The organism is Aeromonas sp. INTO2, assembly GCF_049860605.1.
In the GTDB taxonomy this organism is placed as follows: domain Bacteria; phylum Pseudomonadota; class Gammaproteobacteria; order Enterobacterales; family Aeromonadaceae; genus Aeromonas; species Aeromonas caviae.
On the sequence record NZ_CP187588.1, the window covers coordinates 3,749,916 to 3,765,000 of the forward strand.

The following is a 15,085-nucleotide window of genomic DNA, read 5'->3' on the forward strand; positions in this document are numbered from 1 at the left end:
TGTTGTTTCCTACTTCTTCTGATCGGCGGGTTTGTCAAAGTTCTCCACCTGATCCGGCAGGAACACCGTCTTGACGCGCTGGGTGGGTCCCTTGCTCTCGGCAATCATCTTCTGCTTGACGATGTCGTAGCGAATGAGATCGCCGGTCACCTGGCTGTCTTCCTGCTTGAGCTGGCCATTGCCGGTGATGGTCACCAGCCGGTTCTTAAGCTCGTAGCGGATGCTGTTGCCATGGGCATTGACCGGTTTGCCGTTGTCCAGCACCTGGAAGAAGGTGGCTGGGTTGCCATACGCGGTCATGACCTCGGCGCCCTTGTCGCCGGAGCGGATCACCACCACCTTGTCGGCCTTAATCTTGATGGTGCCCTGGGTGATGATGACATCCTCGCTGAAGGTAATGCGGTTGTCCTGCATCTCGGCCACCTGCTTGACCGCATCCACATAGACCTTCTCGGCAAAGTCGGACTCTTTGGCATTCAGGGAACCGCACAGCAACAGGGCCGTGAGGGCCAGATTAACGTTTTTCATTGAAATAAGTGGCATGGCCTTTATCCAGTAACTCGAAATATTTACGTTCCAGGTGACCCTTGAGGCCAACGCCCTCGGTCTGGAACTCCTGGCCCACAATGCTGATGTGCTGGTTGCTTCTCATCCCCTGCGTCACCAGATCCAGCTCCAGATAGGAGGTATCCAGCGTGGAGATGAAGGAAGCGGGCAGCAGACCGTCCAGATGCACCTTGTCACGGAGGATCACATTGTCATCGGTGTTGAGCACCCCGGTTTCGGCCGTCAGCTTCCATTCGGCCGCGCCCTTGTCATCGAACATGTAGACCACCGGCTTGGTGAAAGTGGCCTGCTCGAGCACCTGGTAGTACTCCGCATATTCGGATTCCAGCCGCTCGGTGCGCTTGCCCTGCTCGTTGAAACGGGTCGTCACCAACTCTCTGGCGGTGAAGTCCGGTTGAAAATTTTCCGTCTTGGTGGTCGGCTCGGGGACCAGCTCGATCTCCCCCAGCTGCCAGGCCGCCAGCGCAGCCAGAAACAGCAGGCCGAACAGCACAGTCTGTTTGTTCATCGCGACGCCTCGGGTTGATAGTCAGCCAATCCCTGGGCCTGTAAGATAAGGTCGCACACCTCGCGCACGGCCCCGACGCCACCGCCAAGCCGCGTCACCAGATCCGCCTTCGCCAGCACAAGCGGATGGGCATCGGCAACGGCGATACCCAGGCCGCAAGCCTGCATCACCGGCAGATCGATGGTGTCATCTCCCATATAGGCGGCTTGCGATGCATCCAGCCCGAGCTTGGTCAGCAAGGCCTCGAAGTGGGGCAGCTTTTTGTCTGCCCCCTGCACCAGGTGCTGGACTCCCAGACTCTTCATGCGATCGCTGACGATGCGGGAGTTTCGCCCCGTGATGATGGCAATCTCGATGCCCGCATTGAGCAGGGCACGCATGCCGGCACCGTCACGGGTGCAGAAAGTCTTCAGCTCTTCGCCGTTATTGCCCATATAGATGAAGCCGTTGGAGAGCACCCCATCCACATCGCACACCAGCAGGCGGATCTGCGCCGCCTTCTCGTACTGGCTGCGCGTCACCGGACCATAGAGGGTCGGTACGTCTTGCATCAAATTACTCCGGCTTTCAGCAGGTCATGCATGTTGAAGGCACCCAGCGGGTGTCTCTCCCCATCCACGACCAACAACCCGTTGATTTTCCTGGTTTCCATCAGCTTGACGGCCTCTGCCGCCATCATCTCAGGCCCTACGGTAACACAGTTCACCGTCATGACGCGGCTGATGGGGGTGTGATGGATGTCCACCTGCAGGTCCAGAATGCGGCGCAGGTCACCATCGGTGAACAGACCGGCAAGCAGCCCTTGATCGTCCACCACCGCCGTCATGCCGAGCCCCTTGCGGCTCACTTCCAGCAGCGCCTGGCTGATGGTGGCATCTATCCCCACCTTGGGCAACAGCTCGCCGCTGTGCATCAGATCGCCCACTCGCAACAGCAACCGCTTGCCGAGGGACCCGCCCGGATGCGACAGCGCAAAGTCATCGGCGGTGAAGCCACGGGCCTCCAGCAGGGCCACGGCCAGCGCGTCCCCCATCACCAGTGTGGCGGTAGTGCTGGATGTCGGGGCCAGACCGAGGGGGCAGGCCTCTTTCTCCACCTTGATGCACAGGTGCACGTTGGCCTCTTTCGCCATGGTGGAAGCCGGATTGCCGGTCATGCAGATGAGCGGAATCCCGCGGCGCTTGAGCACCGGCAGCAGGGCCAGGATCTCGTCACTCTCGCCGGAGTTGGAGATGGCGATGATGAGATCGCCGCCGGAGATCATGCCGAGATCCCCGTGGCTCGCCTCGCCAGGGTGCAGGAAGAAGGCCGGCGTCCCGGTGCTGGCCAGGGTCGCGGCTATCTTGTTGCCGACATGACCCGACTTGCCCATGCCGGTGACCACTATCTTGCCGGCGCAGCGCAGCACCATCTCGCAGGCGCGCTCGAACGCCTCGTCAAGGTACTTGTAGAGTCCATCAATGGCTTGTTTTTCTATGTCCAGCACCGCTCGGGCGCTGCGACGGAAATCGAACAATTCAGACACTTTTTCAGGCTTTACAGACATAAAGGCACAGCTCCGGGCCGAAATTTGCTGCGGGATTATAAAAAAGTCTGCCGAGATAAGCGAATCGGATGCGGAATGGGCGGTCATTGACGCAGGTTGTTACATAAAACTGTCGCGTACTTGGGGGGGAAACCCGCTCAATAGTTGTTCCTCGCTGTTGCTTAGACCTAGACTAGCCCATAAAATTCGCTCTTCATTTATACCGGATGGACAATTGTTTGAACGATGACCTGATCACCATCTCCGACCTGACCTTCAGTCACGGGGATCGGCTGCTGTACGACAGGATCAACCTGACCATTCCCCGTGGCAAGGTCACCGCCGTCATGGGTCCGAGCGGGATCGGCAAGACCACCTTGCTGCGCCTGATCGGGGGCCAGCTCAAGCCTGAGTCCGGTCACATCCTGTTTGACGGGGAAGACGTTCCCACGCTCTCCCGTTCACGCTTGTATGAAGTGCGTAAACGGATGAGCATGCTGTTCCAGAGTGGCGCATTGTTCACCGGCATGACCGTCTTCGACAACGTGGCCTTCCCGCTGCGGGAGCACTCCGGCCTGCCGGAAGAGCTGATCCGCACCATCGTCATGATGAAACTGCAGGCTGTCGGTCTGCGCGGGGCGGCCAAGCTGATGCCGTCCGAGCTCTCCGGTGGCATGGCGCGTCGCGCGGCCCTGGCGAGATCCATCGCGCTGGATCCGGATCTCATCATGTATGACGAGCCCTTCGTGGGGCAGGACCCAATCACCATGGCGGTGCTGGTGAAGCTCATCAAGGAGCTCAACGATGCACTCGGCATCACCTCCGTCATCGTCACCCACGACGTGAAGGAAGTGCTGAGCATCGCCGACTACGCCTACATCATCGCCAACCGCAAGGTAGTGGCACACGGCACACCGGAGCAGCTGCGCGAGGAGCACAATCCCGAAGTCGAGCAGTTCCTCAAGGGATTGCCCGACGGTCCTGTTCCGTTTCATTTTCCGGCAGGCGACCTGCTACAGGATCTGTGATGTTGACAAGTCAGATAAGCAAGCTGGGCCGCAGCGGTGTGCGTTTCATCAACGCCGTCGGCCGGGCAACCATCATGCTGTTTCATGCACTGGCAGGACGGCCGCAGCCACGCAAGCACTTCCCGCTGCTGGTGCAGCAACTGTATGTGGTGGGAGTGCAATCCGTCGCCATCATACTGGTGTCCGGCCTCTTCATCGGCATGGTGCTCTCCCTGCAGGGTTACAACGTATTGAAGGATTTCGGCGCAGAGCAGAGCCTGGGGCCTCTGGTTTCCCTCTCCCTGCTCCGTGAGCTGGGCCCTGTGGTCACAGCCCTGCTGTTCGCCGGTCGTGCGGGCTCCGCCCTCACCGCCGAGATCGGCCTGATGAAGGCCACCGAGCAGCTCTCCAGCCTGGAGATGATGGCGGTCGATCCGCTGCGTCGGGTCGTGGCGCCCCGCTTCTGGGCCGGGGTCATCAGCATGCCGCTGCTGGCCTTCATGTTCAGCCTCATCGGCATCTTTGGCGGCAAGCTGGTTGGTGTCGACTGGCTGGGGGTGGACGAAGGCAGTTTCTGGTCCGCCATGCAGGCCTCCGTCGACTGGCAGGACGACATCATGCAGGGCGCCATCAAGAGCCTGATCTTCGCCCTGGTGGTGACCTGGATAGCGCTCTTCAACGGCTATGATGCCAAACCGACCTCGGCCGGGATCAGTCAGGCGACCACCCGTACCGTGGTTCACTCATCCCTGGCCGTGCTCGGTCTGGATTTTATACTCACCGCAGTCATGTTTGGATAAGGGAAAGATGAAGTTCAGCAAAGTAGAATTTCTGGTTGGCGCCTTCATGCTGGCTGGCATCGCGGCCATTCTGGCATTGGCACTGCAAGTGGCGGGATTGAGTTTCAAACCGGAAGGAGAAACCTATACCCTGCGCGCCCATTTCGATAATATCGGCGGCCTGAAAGTGCGCTCGCCGGTCAAGGTCGGCGGCGTCGTCGTCGGTCGTGTCAGCGACATCACCCTGGATCCCAAGAGCCAGGTCCCCATCGTTTCCCTGCAGATGCAGAAGAGTGCCGGCGAGTTTTCCGAGACCAGCACCCTCTCCATCCTGACTTCTGGCCTGCTCGGTGAGCAGTACATCGGTCTGGCACCGGGGTTCAGCGATGAGGAGATGGGCACCAGCATGCTCAAGGATGGCGACATGATCGAAGACACCAAGTCCGCCATCGTGCTGGAAGATCTGATTGGCAAGTTCCTCTACAGCCAGTCCTCCCCAGCCAACACACCCGCAACCAAGGAGTAACCATGTTCAAGAAGATCGCCCTGATGCTGGGTCTGATGACCAGCATGCTGTTCTCCCTCGTCGCCCGTGCGGATGTCAATGCTTCGGACCCCTATGCCCTCGTGGATCAGGCCGCCCAGCAGACCTTTGCCCGCCTGAAGGCCGATCAGGCCCAGGTGAAGAGCAACCCCGATCACCTGCGCGTCATCATCCGCGAGGAGCTGCTGCCCTACGTGGACAACCGCTTCGCCGCCTACAAGGTGCTCGGCAACCAGATCAAACAGACGACCCCTGCCCAGCGTGACGCCTTTGTCGACGTCTTCACCGAGTACATGGTGAGCTCCTACGCGGACGCCCTGGCACACTTCGACAAGCAGACCGTCAAGGTCCAGCCTGGCAAAGCCGCCGAGAGCAACATCACCGCCGTCAACGTCAGCGTGAAAGAGGCCGGCAAGCCGGACATCTTCCTCGAGTTCAAGCTGCGCAAGAACAACAAGACCGGCGAGTGGAAAGCCTTCGACATGGTTGCCGAAGGGATCAGCCTGCTCTCTGCCAAGCAGAACGAGCTGGGTGGCCTCATCCGCCAGAACGGTATCGATGCGGTGATCGCCCAGCTGCGTGAACACAACGCCAAGCCGCTGGTGATCAAGTCATGATCCTGAGCGGTGACTTGCAGGCCCCGCAGGTCAACGATCTGTGGCAACGCCGCGCCGACTGGTGGCAGGACGACCGGCTCGAACTCGATGCCGTCACTACCCTGGATTCCGCCGGCCTTGCCCTGCTGGTCAAGTGGGCCAAGGCGGCACTGGCACGGGGTGCCACTCCGACACTGGTGGGTGCCTCCAACGATTTCCATACGCTGGCCAACCTCTACGGGGTGGCCAGCCTCTTTCATTCAACCCCGCTCACAACTGAGGACTCATAATGCAAGTCTCTGAAATTGAAGCGATACTCCTCGAGGCTTTGCCATTGTCCGAAGTCCATGTCAAAGGGGACGGCAGTCACTACCAGGTGATCGCCGTCGGCGACATGTTTGACGGCATGAGCCGGGTCAAGAAACAACAGGCCATCTATGCCCCGCTGATGGACAAGATCGCCACCAACGAGATCCACGCTCTCTCCATCAAGGCCTATACCGACGCCGAGTGGAAACGCGAGCGTAAATTCCAGCTGCCCTCCTGATTTGGTAAAGAAGTAAACCATGGACAAATTCAAGATCACCGGCCCCTGCACCCTCTCCGGTGAAGTGACCATCTCCGGCGCCAAGAATGCCGCCCTGCCCATCCTGTTTGCCACCCTGCTGTGTGACGAAGAGGTTCAACTCTCCAACGTACCGCGCCTGAAAGACGTGGGTACCACCCTCAAGCTGCTGGAGATGCTGGGCGCCACCACCAAGGTCAACGGCAACGTGACCGTGCTGACCGGTGCGGTAAACAATCATGTCGCCCCCTACGAGCTGGTGAAGACCATGCGTGCCTCCATCCTGGCCCTGGGCCCGCTGGCAGCCCGCTTCGGTGCAGCAGACGTCTCCCTGCCCGGCGGCTGTGCCATCGGTGCCCGCCCGGTCAACCTGCATGTCCACGGCCTGGAGCTGATGGGCGCGAAGATCGTCATCGAAGAGGGCTACATCAAAGCCCGCGTCGACGGCCGCCTGAAAGGTGCCCACATCCTGATGGACATGGTTTCCGTGACCGGTACCGAGAACCTGATGATGGCCGCCACCCTGGCTGACGGTCGCACCGTGATCGAAAACGCCGCCCGTGAGCCGGAGGTGGTCGATCTGGCCAACTTCCTCAACGCGCTGGGCGCCAAGATCCAGGGCGCCGGCACCGATACCCTGACCATCGACGGCGTAGAACGTCTGCACGGTGGCAGCTACAGCGTGCAGCCCGATCGCATCGAGACCGGCACCTTCCTGGTGGGCGCCGCCGTGACCGGTGGCAAGATCACCTGCCGCAACACCGACCCCAGCCTGCTGGAAGCCGTACTGGTCAAACTGGAAGAGGCTGGCGCCCTGATTGAAAAGGGTAACGACTGGATCACCCTCGACATGACAGGTCGCACCCTGAAACCTGTCACCATCAAGACCGCCCCCTACCCGGCGTTCCCGACCGACATGCAGGCACAGTTCACCGTGCTGAACGCGGTCGCCCAGGGCACCGGCATGGTCACCGAGACCATCTTCGAGAACCGCTTCATGCACGTGCCCGAGCTGGTACGGATGGGTGCCGACATCGAACTGCAGGGCAATGTGGCCATCTGCCGCGACACCCAGCAGCTCAAGGGTGCCCAGGTGATGGCGACCGATCTGCGCGCCTCCGCCAGCCTGGTGCTGGCCGGCTTCGTGGCCGAAGGGGCCACCATCGTCGATCGCATCTATCACATCGACCGTGGCTACGAAGACATCGAGCACAAGCTGCAAGGCCTGGGTGGTCGCATCGAGCGCATCAAGGAATAAGTTGGCTTCACCATGAGCCGACGATAAAAAGGCCCCCTCGCAAAGCGAGGGGGCCTTTTTCATGGCCGTGTACCAGATCGGACGGAGGGGATCAGTGCCCCGCCAGTTTCATCTGCTCGACCAGTACGGAGCCGGTCTTGAGGCTGGAACGCTCATCCTCATCACTGCCCACCGCCACGATATGGCTGAACATGTCGGCCAGATTGCCTGCAATGGTGATCTCCTCCACAGGATAGAGGATCTCGCCATTTTCAACCCAGAAACCGGCTGCGCCGCGGGAGTAATCACCATTGACGATGTTGACCCCCTGCCCCATCAGCTCGGTCACCAGCAGCCCGGTGCCCATCTCCTTGAGCATGCCCTGGAAGTCCTGGTCGGTATTGGAAACCTGCCAGTTATGGATACCCCCGGCATGGCCCGTGGTGGTCAGGCCCAGTTTGCGGGCGGAGTAGGAGGTGAGCAGCCAGCTCATCAGCTCGCCGTTGCGGATGATGTCCATGTCGCGGGTGCGAACCCCTTCCCCGTCGAACGGGGTGCTGGCAAGTCCTCCCGGCAAGTGGGGGAACTCCTGGATGGTGAGCCACTCGGGCAGGATCTGCTTGCCCAGTTTGTCCAGCAGGAAGCTCGACTTGCGATAGAGGTTCCCCCCACTGATGGCCATCACCAGATGGCCCCACAGACCGGCAGCGGTATCGGGGTGGAACAGCACAGGGGCATGGCGGGTGCTGATCTTGCGAGCCCCCAGGCGGGAAACAGTGCGCTCCACCGCCTCGTCAGCGATGCGCTGGGGGCTCCACAGCCCGTCCAGGGAGCGGCTGGAGGAGTAGCCGTAGTCGCGCTGCATGTCGCCATCCTGCTCGCCGATCAGTACGCAGCTCAGGGAGTTGCGCGATGCAGCATAGCCTTTGACGAAGCCGTGGCTGTTGCCATAAACCTTGACGCCCAGGTGGCTGGAGAAACTGGCTCCGTCAGAGTGCTTGATGCGGGCATCCCGCCCCAGGGCCAGCCGCTCGCACTCGATGGCCAGCGCGATGCCACGCTGGGGATCCAGCTCGATTTGGTGGCACAGTTGCAGGTCCGGGGCATCCCAGGCCAGCAGATCCGCATCCGCAAGACCGGCGCAGTCATCGGGAGAGGTGTGGCGGGCGATCTCCATGGCCGCTTCCACAGCGGCGCGAATGGCTGGCTTGGTCAGATCCGTGGTGGAGGAGGAACCCTTGCAACCGTCGCGATAGACGGCGATGCCGAGTGCGCCATCCTTGTTGAATTCGATGCTTTCCAGCTCGCAGCCCCGTGTGTTCACCGAAAGGCCTGTCTGTTTGCTGATGGAGACTTCGGCAAGCCCCGCGCCCAGCCCTTTCGCTATCTCAAGGGCCTCGGCGACCACGGCCTCGAGATGGGATTGATCCTGGCGGATTTGATCTTGCTGGTCCATAACTCACATCTGTATGAAGGGAAGGGGCTAAGCATATCAGACCCCTGCGCCCAGCGGGAGAAGCTGGTAACATATCCGCCAAACGTGAATGACAGGAATACAGAGACCGATGAGTCAATATCAAGACGACAACGAGTGGGAAGACTGGGGCCCCAGCAAGAGCCAGCTCAAGCGTGATGCCGAGGCCTTGCAGAAGATGGGGGAAGAGATCGTCTCCCTGAGTCACAGCGAGCTGGAGAAGATCCCCCTGGATGAAGAGCTCGCCGAAGCGGTCGAGCTGGGTCGCAAGCTCAAGCCGAAGAAGGATGAGTCCTTCCGTCGCCATCTCCAGTTCATCGGCCGTCTGATGCGTAGCCGCGATGTGGCCCCCATCGAAGAGGCCCTCTCCATCATCAAGATGCGTCACTCCACCGTGAACGCCCGCCTGCACCGCCTCGAACAGTGGCGCGAGCGGCTGATCACCGAAGGCGACAGCGCCCTTAACGAGCTGATGTCCCAGTTCCACGAGCTGGATCGCCAGAAGCTACGTCAGCTGATCCGCACCGCCAACAAGGAACGGGAGCTGAACAAGCCGCCGGTAGCCTATCGCGAGATGTACCAGTACCTGCGCGGTGAAATTGAAGATCTGTTGTAAGTGATGACTCACGTCCACCTCATGGCGGCATGCAGTACACAATCAAACGGGGCCGAAATGGCCCCGTTTTTTCATGCGATTTCCGCTCAGCTGCCCGCCATGCACTGGGTGTGAGTAGCGGGTTGCAGATAGGGGACCAGCAGGGGGGCCATCCCCTTGAGCACCTGTACAGGCAGCGCCGACGTGAAGCGGAACTTGTCGGACTGGCTGCCGGGTACATAGGCCGTCAGCGTGCCGAAGTGATCATCCCCGATGTAGAAGACGAAAGTCGCAGTCCGGTTGCGAGCCAGTGAACTGGTCACATTGCCGTAGCGACCCACCGTCTCGATCCGGTTGTCCCCGGTCCCCGTCTTGCCCCCCAGGGCCAGGACAGTACCATCCTGCAAGGCGAAGGCCCCGGCGATGCGCCGCGCCGTCCCCCCTTCCACCACCTTGGAGAGTGCATTGCGCAAGGCGTTGGCCACCTCGGCAGGCATCACCCGTTCCCCCTGGGTGTTCGCCGGCTCAAAGACGGTGGCGAAGGGGGTCCCCTTGGCAAAGGAGAGGTGCTCGATGCGCAGGGTCGGTGCACGAATGCCGCCGTTCTGGATGATCCCCATCAGCTCGGCCAATGCAGCAGGACGATCGCCCGAGCTGCCCAGTGCGGTCGCCAGGGACGGAACCAGGTGATCGAAGGGGTAACCCAGGCGAGCCCAGCGCTGATGGATGTCGAGGAAGGCCTCAACCTCCAGCATGGTGCGGATCCGGCTATCCCGGGCACTGCGATGACGGGTCTTGAACAGCCAGCTGTAGACCTCCTGACGCTCGTCACGGCTGGCGGTTACCGCCTCGGTAAAGGTGGCCTTGTCAAACTCCTTGAGATAGGCAAGCAACCACAGCTCGAGTGGATGCACCCGTGCGATATAACCTTGATCCGGCAGAGAATATTTGCCGGGGCCGTAATTGGTATAGAGCTGCTCTATGCGCTTCTCGGTCAATTTCTCCCGCGGCAGGCGCTTGGCCAGGAAAGCGGCAAAGTCGGCCTGGGAGGCTTCCGGCATCAGATAGCGATGCACCGCGGCGAGACGCACCGCGCTGGGTTTGAGACCATCGAGGAAGGTATCGAGCTGCTCTTCTGCACTTTTGCCACGATATTTACGCCAGAACCTCAGCAGATAGGTCTGGCCCTCTTTGTCGGCAAACTTGGCCAGGTACTCGGTACGGCGCGGATCCCTGTCATCTTTCAGCAACTGGGCACGATTGCCCTCCTTGTAGAGGCTGTAGCGGACGATGTCCCGCATCAAGCGCACGAAGGGCAGGTTGATGGATTCCCGCAGCGCATCACGAATAGGCGGGATGCGGCCGTTGTCTTCCTTGCGGAAGTTGTTGAAGGTGTGCATGCCACCACCGGTAAAGAAGCCTTCATAGGGGCTTGCTGAATACTTGCGGTCCAGCGCGGCCTCCAGCATCACCGGCAGGCTTCTGTCCTTGGTACTCATCAGATAGGCGATGGCCCAGCGGCTGATGTTGTCCTGATCGGACACTTCGATCTTTCGCAGGCTCTCCACCGGCATGTTGCCGTAGCTGTCATGCAACTCGGTGACAATCTCGAGATAGGTCGTCAGCACCCGCAACTTGGCGGTGGATCCCAGTTCAAGCTTGCTGCCCTCATTGATGTCGAACGGCTGGTCCGTGTTGTCGGTCTGCACCCTCACCTTGACCCCTTCCGGCGTCTTCTCGAACAGGGTAAAGCTGTACTTCACATCACCCGTCTTCTCCGGCGAGAGCAGGCGCTCACCAAACAGGCCCACCTGGGCTGCGAATGCAGGGTCTGCCAGTTGCTGCAGATACCGTGACACCTCGTTCTGCAGCGGCATGTTGAGGGTGGTGTTGGCCGTCAGATCCATGCGGTCCAGATCATAAAGCTGCACCCCGAGCTGACGACTGAGACGAGTGCGAGCCACCTGCAGCCCCTTGTTGTTGTTGACTCGAGTGATGGCAGGTGCCTGCAGGAAATCGCGGAAGACCAGCTTGGCCTTGAGAGCCGACTCCATCAGGGGGGGCGTGATCATTCCCTCCTGCACGAAGAGTCGCAGATAGCTGTCTGTCAGGGTAGACAGTGCTTCTCTACCCTGCGCCAGGTAATAGGAAGGACGGCGGTGGGCGATCATCAGGGAGACAACCTGGCGCAAGGCAAGGCCCTGCTCGGCCAGGGTAGAATCCTGGTTGCGAGCGGGATCCAGCAGTCGATTCACCTCATCGACATTGGCGCCAAACCAGACCCAGAGGCCATCACCGAGACCGTGCACCTCGCCATAACCGGGCGCCGCAGAGAGCGGGACCGAGTTGAGGTAGGCCCAGGCAACCAGCTTGCGGGCCTCCAGGGTCTCGGGCCCCAGCCGATAGGCACGAACGCTGGCCGAGACCATCTGGCGGATCTTCTCGGTCGGCGAAACGGTCAGTCCATCGGGAGAATGACGATACTTCTCCACCTGGGTCGCCAGGGTGCTACCGCCAGCAGATTGATCCTGCATATCCAGCGCCTTGCCCACCTGAGACAGCGCCGCCTTGGCAAAGCGCGGCCAGTCTACGGCCGGGTTGGCCAGCGGTTCCTTGTTGCTCAGGAGTTCACGGTTCTCGATAAACAGCAGAGACTGGATGACCAAGGGCGGTATGGCATTGAAATCCGGATAGTAATGAGTCGGATACTTGTACTGGTAGAAAGGTTCTGCACGGCAGTCATAGAGTGTCAATCCTGCCTGGACCTTCTCGGTATAAGGCACGAAGAAACCGTGGCTGGCGTAGTTGTAGAGCGCATCGGAAAAACGGACCTGTTCGCCCACCTGGTAGCCACGCTGAACGAGACGTTCCTGGATCATGGGCATCAGCACATAACCGAGTCGCTTGTCGAACGGGCCGTCGTCGGGGAAGGCAATCTGCTTGCTAGGGCCGGGTTCGATCTGATAGGTCAGGGTGGCCGCATAGCGGGAGATCTCCTGTGACTGCAGTCGGGAGGTCTTCATTTCATAACCCACCAGGGCGATCACGGCAGCCAGACAAAGCAAGAAGATAAAACAGAACAACCAGCGCCACCAGGGTCGGCGTTTACGCTGTTGTTGCCCGTCCGTATTAGGTACGGATGAATCCTGAGATGCCACTTTATTTGAATCCGTCTGTTTTGATGCGCCCATATCAGCCCCACCATGGTTGCGCAATTTATTGTCTTTCAATCAAGCTTAGTCGTTTCAAGTCAAGGGCTTGAAATCTATTGACCGCTTTGCAGCGATGTTAACAGGGCGATTGTGAAAATGGGAGCCGATTGTTGCAACGCGGCAAGAGATCCGAGCTGCGGCATGAAAATGAAACACCGGCCAGAGGCCGGTGTTGACGAGAGCGGGGCGGGGTTATTTGCTGGTGCTCATACTCTTCAGCTTGGTACTCAGCTCCTTGCGCTCCTTGGAAAGCTCGGCATTTTTGATGATATGGTCATCTACGCGCTCTTCATAATCGGTCCGCATGTTGGCGATGATGGCCTGAACCTCGTCAATGCTCATGCCGGGCTTGATATAGTCACTCAGGTTGTCGAGCAACAGTACCCGCTTCTGGTTGTCACGGATCTTTTTCTCGTTGTCCGCGATTTCACGCTTGAGCTTGTTCTGACGACGGGACATACGCACATATTCCAGCACATCGTTGAAGGTTGACTTGTTTACTTGTTCCATATCGGTACCACTGAGTGAAGGTGAATGAAAACAGGCGGAGAGTCCCATACCAGAAAAAAACCGAAACCATGGCACGGGCAAACCCGGAATGCCCCTTACTCTACCGAGTTATGATTCAGATACAACCCCAATCGCAGCGCGGACGGCGGGTTTAGACAGAACGGCTCCGACTGGGTTATTACGCTAAAAATGATGAAAACAAAGAGAGCCAACATGTGGGTTCAATGTGACCAGGGCAGGCGCAACTTTTCCGGTACGGGCAACAAGTGAACGTGAACGACGAACATCACCATAGTGCCCGCTTGCCCTCCAGTGAGGGCTGAATTTCAGGCAATAAAAAACCCCGCTCGAGTAAGCGGGGTTTCTTGTATTGGGTGCCTGGCAGTGTCCTACTCTCGCATGGCGAATGCCACACTACCATCGGCGCTACAGCGTTTCACTTCTGAGTTCGGCATGGGGTCAGGTGGTTCCACTGCGCTATTGCCGCCAGGCAAAAATTTTCAATCTCGGAAAGCTGATGTGAATAACGACTTCGCTAGTGTGCGTTGTCATTACCACTGAATTTGAGTAGTTCGCTCATTCGCTACAAGGCCAGAAACACTTCTTGGGTGTTGTATGGTTAAGCCTCACGGGTAATTAGTATGGGTTAGCTCAACGTATCGCTACGCTTACACACCCCACCTATCAACGTTGTGGTCTCCAACGGCCCTTTAGGACCCTCAAGGGGTCAGGGATGACTCATCTCAGGGCTCGCTTCCCGCTTAGATGCTTTCAGCGGTTATCGATTCCGAACTTAGCTACCGGGCAGTGCCACTGGCGTGACAACCCGAACACCAGAGGTTCGTTCACTCCGGTCCTCTCGTACTAGGAGCAACTCCCTTCAATCATCCAACGCCCACGGCAGATAGGGACCGAACTGTCTCACGACGTTCTGAACCCAGCTCGCGTACCACTTTAAATGGCGAACAGCCATACCCTTGGGACCGACTTCAGCCCCAGGATGTGATGAGCCGACATCGAGGTGCCAAACACCGCCGTCGATATGAACTCTTGGGCGGTATCAGCCTGTTATCCCCGGAGTACCTTTTATCCGTTGAGCGATGGCCCTTCCATTCAGAACCACCGGATCACTATGACCTACTTTCGTACCTGCTCGACCTGTCCGTCTCGCAGTTAAGCTGGCTTATGCCATTGCACTAACCTCCTGATGTCCGACCAGGATTAGCCAACCTTCGTGCTCCTCCGTTACTCTTTGGGAGGAGACCGCCCCAGTCAAACTACCCACCAGGCACTGTCCGCGGCCCAGATTCATGGGCCTGCGTTAGAACATCAAACATACAAGGGTGGTATTTCAAGGACGGCTCCAGCGCAACTGGCGTCACGCCTTCAAAGCCTCCCACCTATCCTACACATGTAGGTTCAATGTTCAGTGCCAAGCTGTAGTAAAGGTTCACGGGGTCTTTCCGTCTAGCCGCGGGTACACCGCATCTTCACGGCGAATTCGATTTCACTGAGTCTCGGGTGGAGACAGCATGGCCATGGTTACACCATTCGTGCAGGTCGGAACTTACCCGACAAGGAATTTCGCTACCTTAGGACCGTTATAGTTACGGCCGCCGTTTACCGGGGCTTCGATCAAGAGCTTCGCTTGCGCTAACCCCATCAATTAACCTTCCGGCACCGGGCAGGTGTCACACCCTATACGTCCACTTTCGTGTTTGCAGAGTGCTGTGTTTTTGATAAACAGTCCCAGCCATCTGGTCACTGCGACTCCCGACAGCTCCATCCGCAAGGGACTTCACCATCAAGAGCGAACCTTCTCCCGAAGTTACGGTTCTATTTTGCCTAGTTCCTTCACCCGAGTTCTCTCAAGCGCCTTGGTATTCTCTACCCGACCACCTGTGTCGGTTTGGGGTACGATGACTTGTAATCTGAAGCTTAGAGGCTTTTCCTGGAAGCAGGGCAT

The 15,085-nt window shown here is 59.0% G+C and carries 15 protein-coding genes and 2 rRNA genes (1 of these 17 running past the window's edge); 8 read left to right on the forward strand and 9 right to left on the reverse strand.

Annotated features, from left to right (window positions below; translation table 11 throughout):
- Positions 1–9: 9 nt before the first annotated feature.
- Genes lptA through ACPW74_RS17790 form a run of 4 tightly spaced genes read right to left on the reverse strand, consistent with a single transcriptional unit; the run spans position 10 to position 2,621 of the window.
- Positions 10–528 (reverse strand): lipopolysaccharide transport periplasmic protein LptA, encoded by a 519-nt coding sequence (gene lptA, locus ACPW74_RS17775; protein ID WP_010675873.1) that lies wholly within the window; start codon positions 526–528, stop codon positions 10–12.
- Positions 515–1,075, reverse strand: a complete 561-nt coding sequence (gene lptC / locus ACPW74_RS17780) for an LPS export ABC transporter periplasmic protein LptC (RefSeq protein WP_039040473.1) — start codon at positions 1,073–1,075, stop codon at positions 515–517. The genes lptA and lptC overlap by 14 nt, the downstream gene beginning before the upstream one ends.
- Positions 1,072–1,626: a 3-deoxy-manno-octulosonate-8-phosphatase KdsC gene (gene kdsC / locus ACPW74_RS17785; protein WP_042864828.1), complete on the reverse strand. Its 555-nt coding sequence runs from the start codon at positions 1,624–1,626 to the stop codon at positions 1,072–1,074. The genes lptC and kdsC overlap by 4 nt, the downstream gene beginning before the upstream one ends.
- Positions 1,626–2,621 (reverse strand): KpsF/GutQ family sugar-phosphate isomerase, encoded by a 996-nt coding sequence (locus ACPW74_RS17790; protein ID WP_279982024.1) that lies wholly within the window; start codon positions 2,619–2,621, stop codon positions 1,626–1,628. The genes kdsC and ACPW74_RS17790 overlap by 1 nt, the downstream gene beginning before the upstream one ends.
- Before the next feature lie 206 nt (positions 2,622–2,827).
- On the opposite strand from ACPW74_RS17790, the gene mlaF reads away from it, so the two are divergent.
- The 7 genes from mlaF to murA are packed head-to-tail and all read left to right on the forward strand — an operon-like array spanning position 2,828 to position 7,349.
- Positions 2,828–3,628, forward strand: a complete 801-nt coding sequence (gene mlaF / locus ACPW74_RS17795) for a phospholipid ABC transporter ATP-binding protein MlaF (RefSeq protein WP_029314846.1) — start codon at positions 2,828–2,830, stop codon at positions 3,626–3,628.
- Complete coding sequence (gene mlaE, locus ACPW74_RS17800; RefSeq protein WP_010675878.1) at positions 3,628–4,407, forward strand: lipid asymmetry maintenance ABC transporter permease subunit MlaE; 780 nt, start codon at positions 3,628–3,630, stop codon at positions 4,405–4,407. The genes mlaF and mlaE overlap by 1 nt, the downstream gene beginning before the upstream one ends.
- Positions 4,408–4,414: 7 nt before the next feature.
- Positions 4,415–4,912: an outer membrane lipid asymmetry maintenance protein MlaD gene (gene mlaD / locus ACPW74_RS17805; RefSeq protein WP_010675879.1), complete on the forward strand. Its 498-nt coding sequence runs from the start codon at positions 4,415–4,417 to the stop codon at positions 4,910–4,912.
- Between the two features lie 2 nt (positions 4,913–4,914).
- Positions 4,915–5,547 carry a phospholipid-binding protein MlaC gene (gene mlaC, locus ACPW74_RS17810; protein ID WP_279982026.1) on the forward strand — a complete coding sequence of 211 codons (633 nt, stop codon included), beginning with the start codon at positions 4,915–4,917 and terminating at the stop codon, positions 5,545–5,547.
- Complete coding sequence (locus tag ACPW74_RS17815) at positions 5,544–5,816, forward strand: STAS domain-containing protein (RefSeq protein ID WP_042015861.1); 273 nt, start codon at positions 5,544–5,546, stop codon at positions 5,814–5,816. Before mlaC ends, ACPW74_RS17815 begins: the two co-directional genes overlap by 4 nt.
- A complete protein-coding gene (ibaG, locus tag ACPW74_RS17820; protein WP_010675882.1) occupies positions 5,816–6,073 on the forward strand; it encodes a BolA family iron metabolism protein IbaG in 258 nt (85 codons plus the stop codon). Before ACPW74_RS17815 ends, ibaG begins: the two co-directional genes overlap by 1 nt.
- 19 nt (positions 6,074–6,092) lie before the next feature.
- Positions 6,093–7,349: a UDP-N-acetylglucosamine 1-carboxyvinyltransferase gene (gene murA, locus ACPW74_RS17825; protein WP_182955646.1), complete on the forward strand. Its 1,257-nt coding sequence runs from the start codon at positions 6,093–6,095 to the stop codon at positions 7,347–7,349.
- A gap of 91 nt (positions 7,350–7,440) precedes the next feature.
- Here the strand turns inward: murA and pmbA are convergent, their stop codons facing one another.
- The gene (gene pmbA / locus ACPW74_RS17830; protein ID WP_279982030.1) at positions 7,441–8,784 is read right to left on the reverse strand and encodes a metalloprotease PmbA; all 1,344 of its coding nucleotides are present in this window, start codon (positions 8,782–8,784) and stop codon (positions 7,441–7,443) included.
- A gap of 109 nt (positions 8,785–8,893) precedes the next feature.
- On the opposite strand from pmbA, the gene yjgA reads away from it, so the two are divergent.
- The gene (yjgA, locus tag ACPW74_RS17835) at positions 8,894–9,418 is read left to right on the forward strand and encodes a ribosome biogenesis factor YjgA (RefSeq protein ID WP_010672689.1); all 525 of its coding nucleotides are present in this window, start codon (positions 8,894–8,896) and stop codon (positions 9,416–9,418) included.
- An 86-nt stretch (positions 9,419–9,504) separates the two neighbouring features.
- Here yjgA and ACPW74_RS17840 read toward each other — a convergent pair whose 3' ends face one another.
- The 4 genes from ACPW74_RS17840 to ACPW74_RS17855 all read right to left on the reverse strand — a co-directional run.
- Positions 9,505–12,588 (reverse strand): transglycosylase domain-containing protein, encoded by a 3,084-nt coding sequence (locus tag ACPW74_RS17840; protein ID WP_279982032.1) that lies wholly within the window; start codon positions 12,586–12,588, stop codon positions 9,505–9,507.
- 213 nt (positions 12,589–12,801) lie between these two features.
- A complete protein-coding gene (gene tmaR, locus ACPW74_RS17845; protein ID WP_010672687.1) occupies positions 12,802–13,119 on the reverse strand; it encodes a PTS system regulator TmaR in 318 nt (105 codons plus the stop codon).
- A gap of 376 nt (positions 13,120–13,495) precedes the next feature.
- Positions 13,496–13,610, reverse strand: a 5S ribosomal RNA gene (gene rrf / locus ACPW74_RS17850).
- Positions 13,611–13,734: 124 nt separating this feature from the next.
- Positions 13,735–15,085 (reverse strand): 23S ribosomal RNA (locus ACPW74_RS17855); it runs 1,538 nt beyond the window's last position.

Excerpts from the sequence above, each read along its gene's own strand:
- lptA (WP_010675873.1), bottom strand. The coding sequence starts at position 528 with ATGAAAAACGTTAATCTGGCCCTCACGGCCCTGTTGCTGTGCGGTTCC.
- lptC (WP_039040473.1), bottom strand. The coding sequence starts at position 1,075 with ATGAACAAACAGACTGTGCTGTTCGGCCTGCTGTTTCTGGCTGCGCTG.
- kdsC (WP_042864828.1), bottom strand. The coding sequence starts at position 1,626 with ATGCAAGACGTACCGACCCTCTATGGTCCGGTGACGCGCAGCCAGTAC.
- ACPW74_RS17790 (WP_279982024.1), bottom strand. The coding sequence starts at position 2,621 with ATGTCTGTAAAGCCTGAAAAAGTGTCTGAATTGTTCGATTTCCGTCGC.
- mlaF (WP_029314846.1), top strand. The coding sequence starts at position 2,828 with ATGGACAATTGTTTGAACGATGACCTGATCACCATCTCCGACCTGACC.
- mlaE (WP_010675878.1), top strand. The coding sequence starts at position 3,628 with ATGTTGACAAGTCAGATAAGCAAGCTGGGCCGCAGCGGTGTGCGTTTC.
- mlaD (WP_010675879.1), top strand. The coding sequence starts at position 4,415 with ATGAAGTTCAGCAAAGTAGAATTTCTGGTTGGCGCCTTCATGCTGGCT.
- mlaC (WP_279982026.1), top strand. The coding sequence starts at position 4,915 with ATGTTCAAGAAGATCGCCCTGATGCTGGGTCTGATGACCAGCATGCTG.
- ACPW74_RS17815 (WP_042015861.1), top strand. The coding sequence starts at position 5,544 with ATGATCCTGAGCGGTGACTTGCAGGCCCCGCAGGTCAACGATCTGTGG.
- ibaG (WP_010675882.1), top strand. The coding sequence starts at position 5,816 with ATGCAAGTCTCTGAAATTGAAGCGATACTCCTCGAGGCTTTGCCATTG.
- murA (WP_182955646.1), top strand. The coding sequence starts at position 6,093 with ATGGACAAATTCAAGATCACCGGCCCCTGCACCCTCTCCGGTGAAGTG.
- pmbA (WP_279982030.1), bottom strand. The coding sequence starts at position 8,784 with ATGGACCAGCAAGATCAAATCCGCCAGGATCAATCCCATCTCGAGGCC.
- yjgA (WP_010672689.1), top strand. The coding sequence starts at position 8,894 with ATGAGTCAATATCAAGACGACAACGAGTGGGAAGACTGGGGCCCCAGC.
- ACPW74_RS17840 (WP_279982032.1), bottom strand. The coding sequence starts at position 12,588 with ATGGGCGCATCAAAACAGACGGATTCAAATAAAGTGGCATCTCAGGAT.
- tmaR (WP_010672687.1), bottom strand. The coding sequence starts at position 13,119 with ATGGAACAAGTAAACAAGTCAACCTTCAACGATGTGCTGGAATATGTG.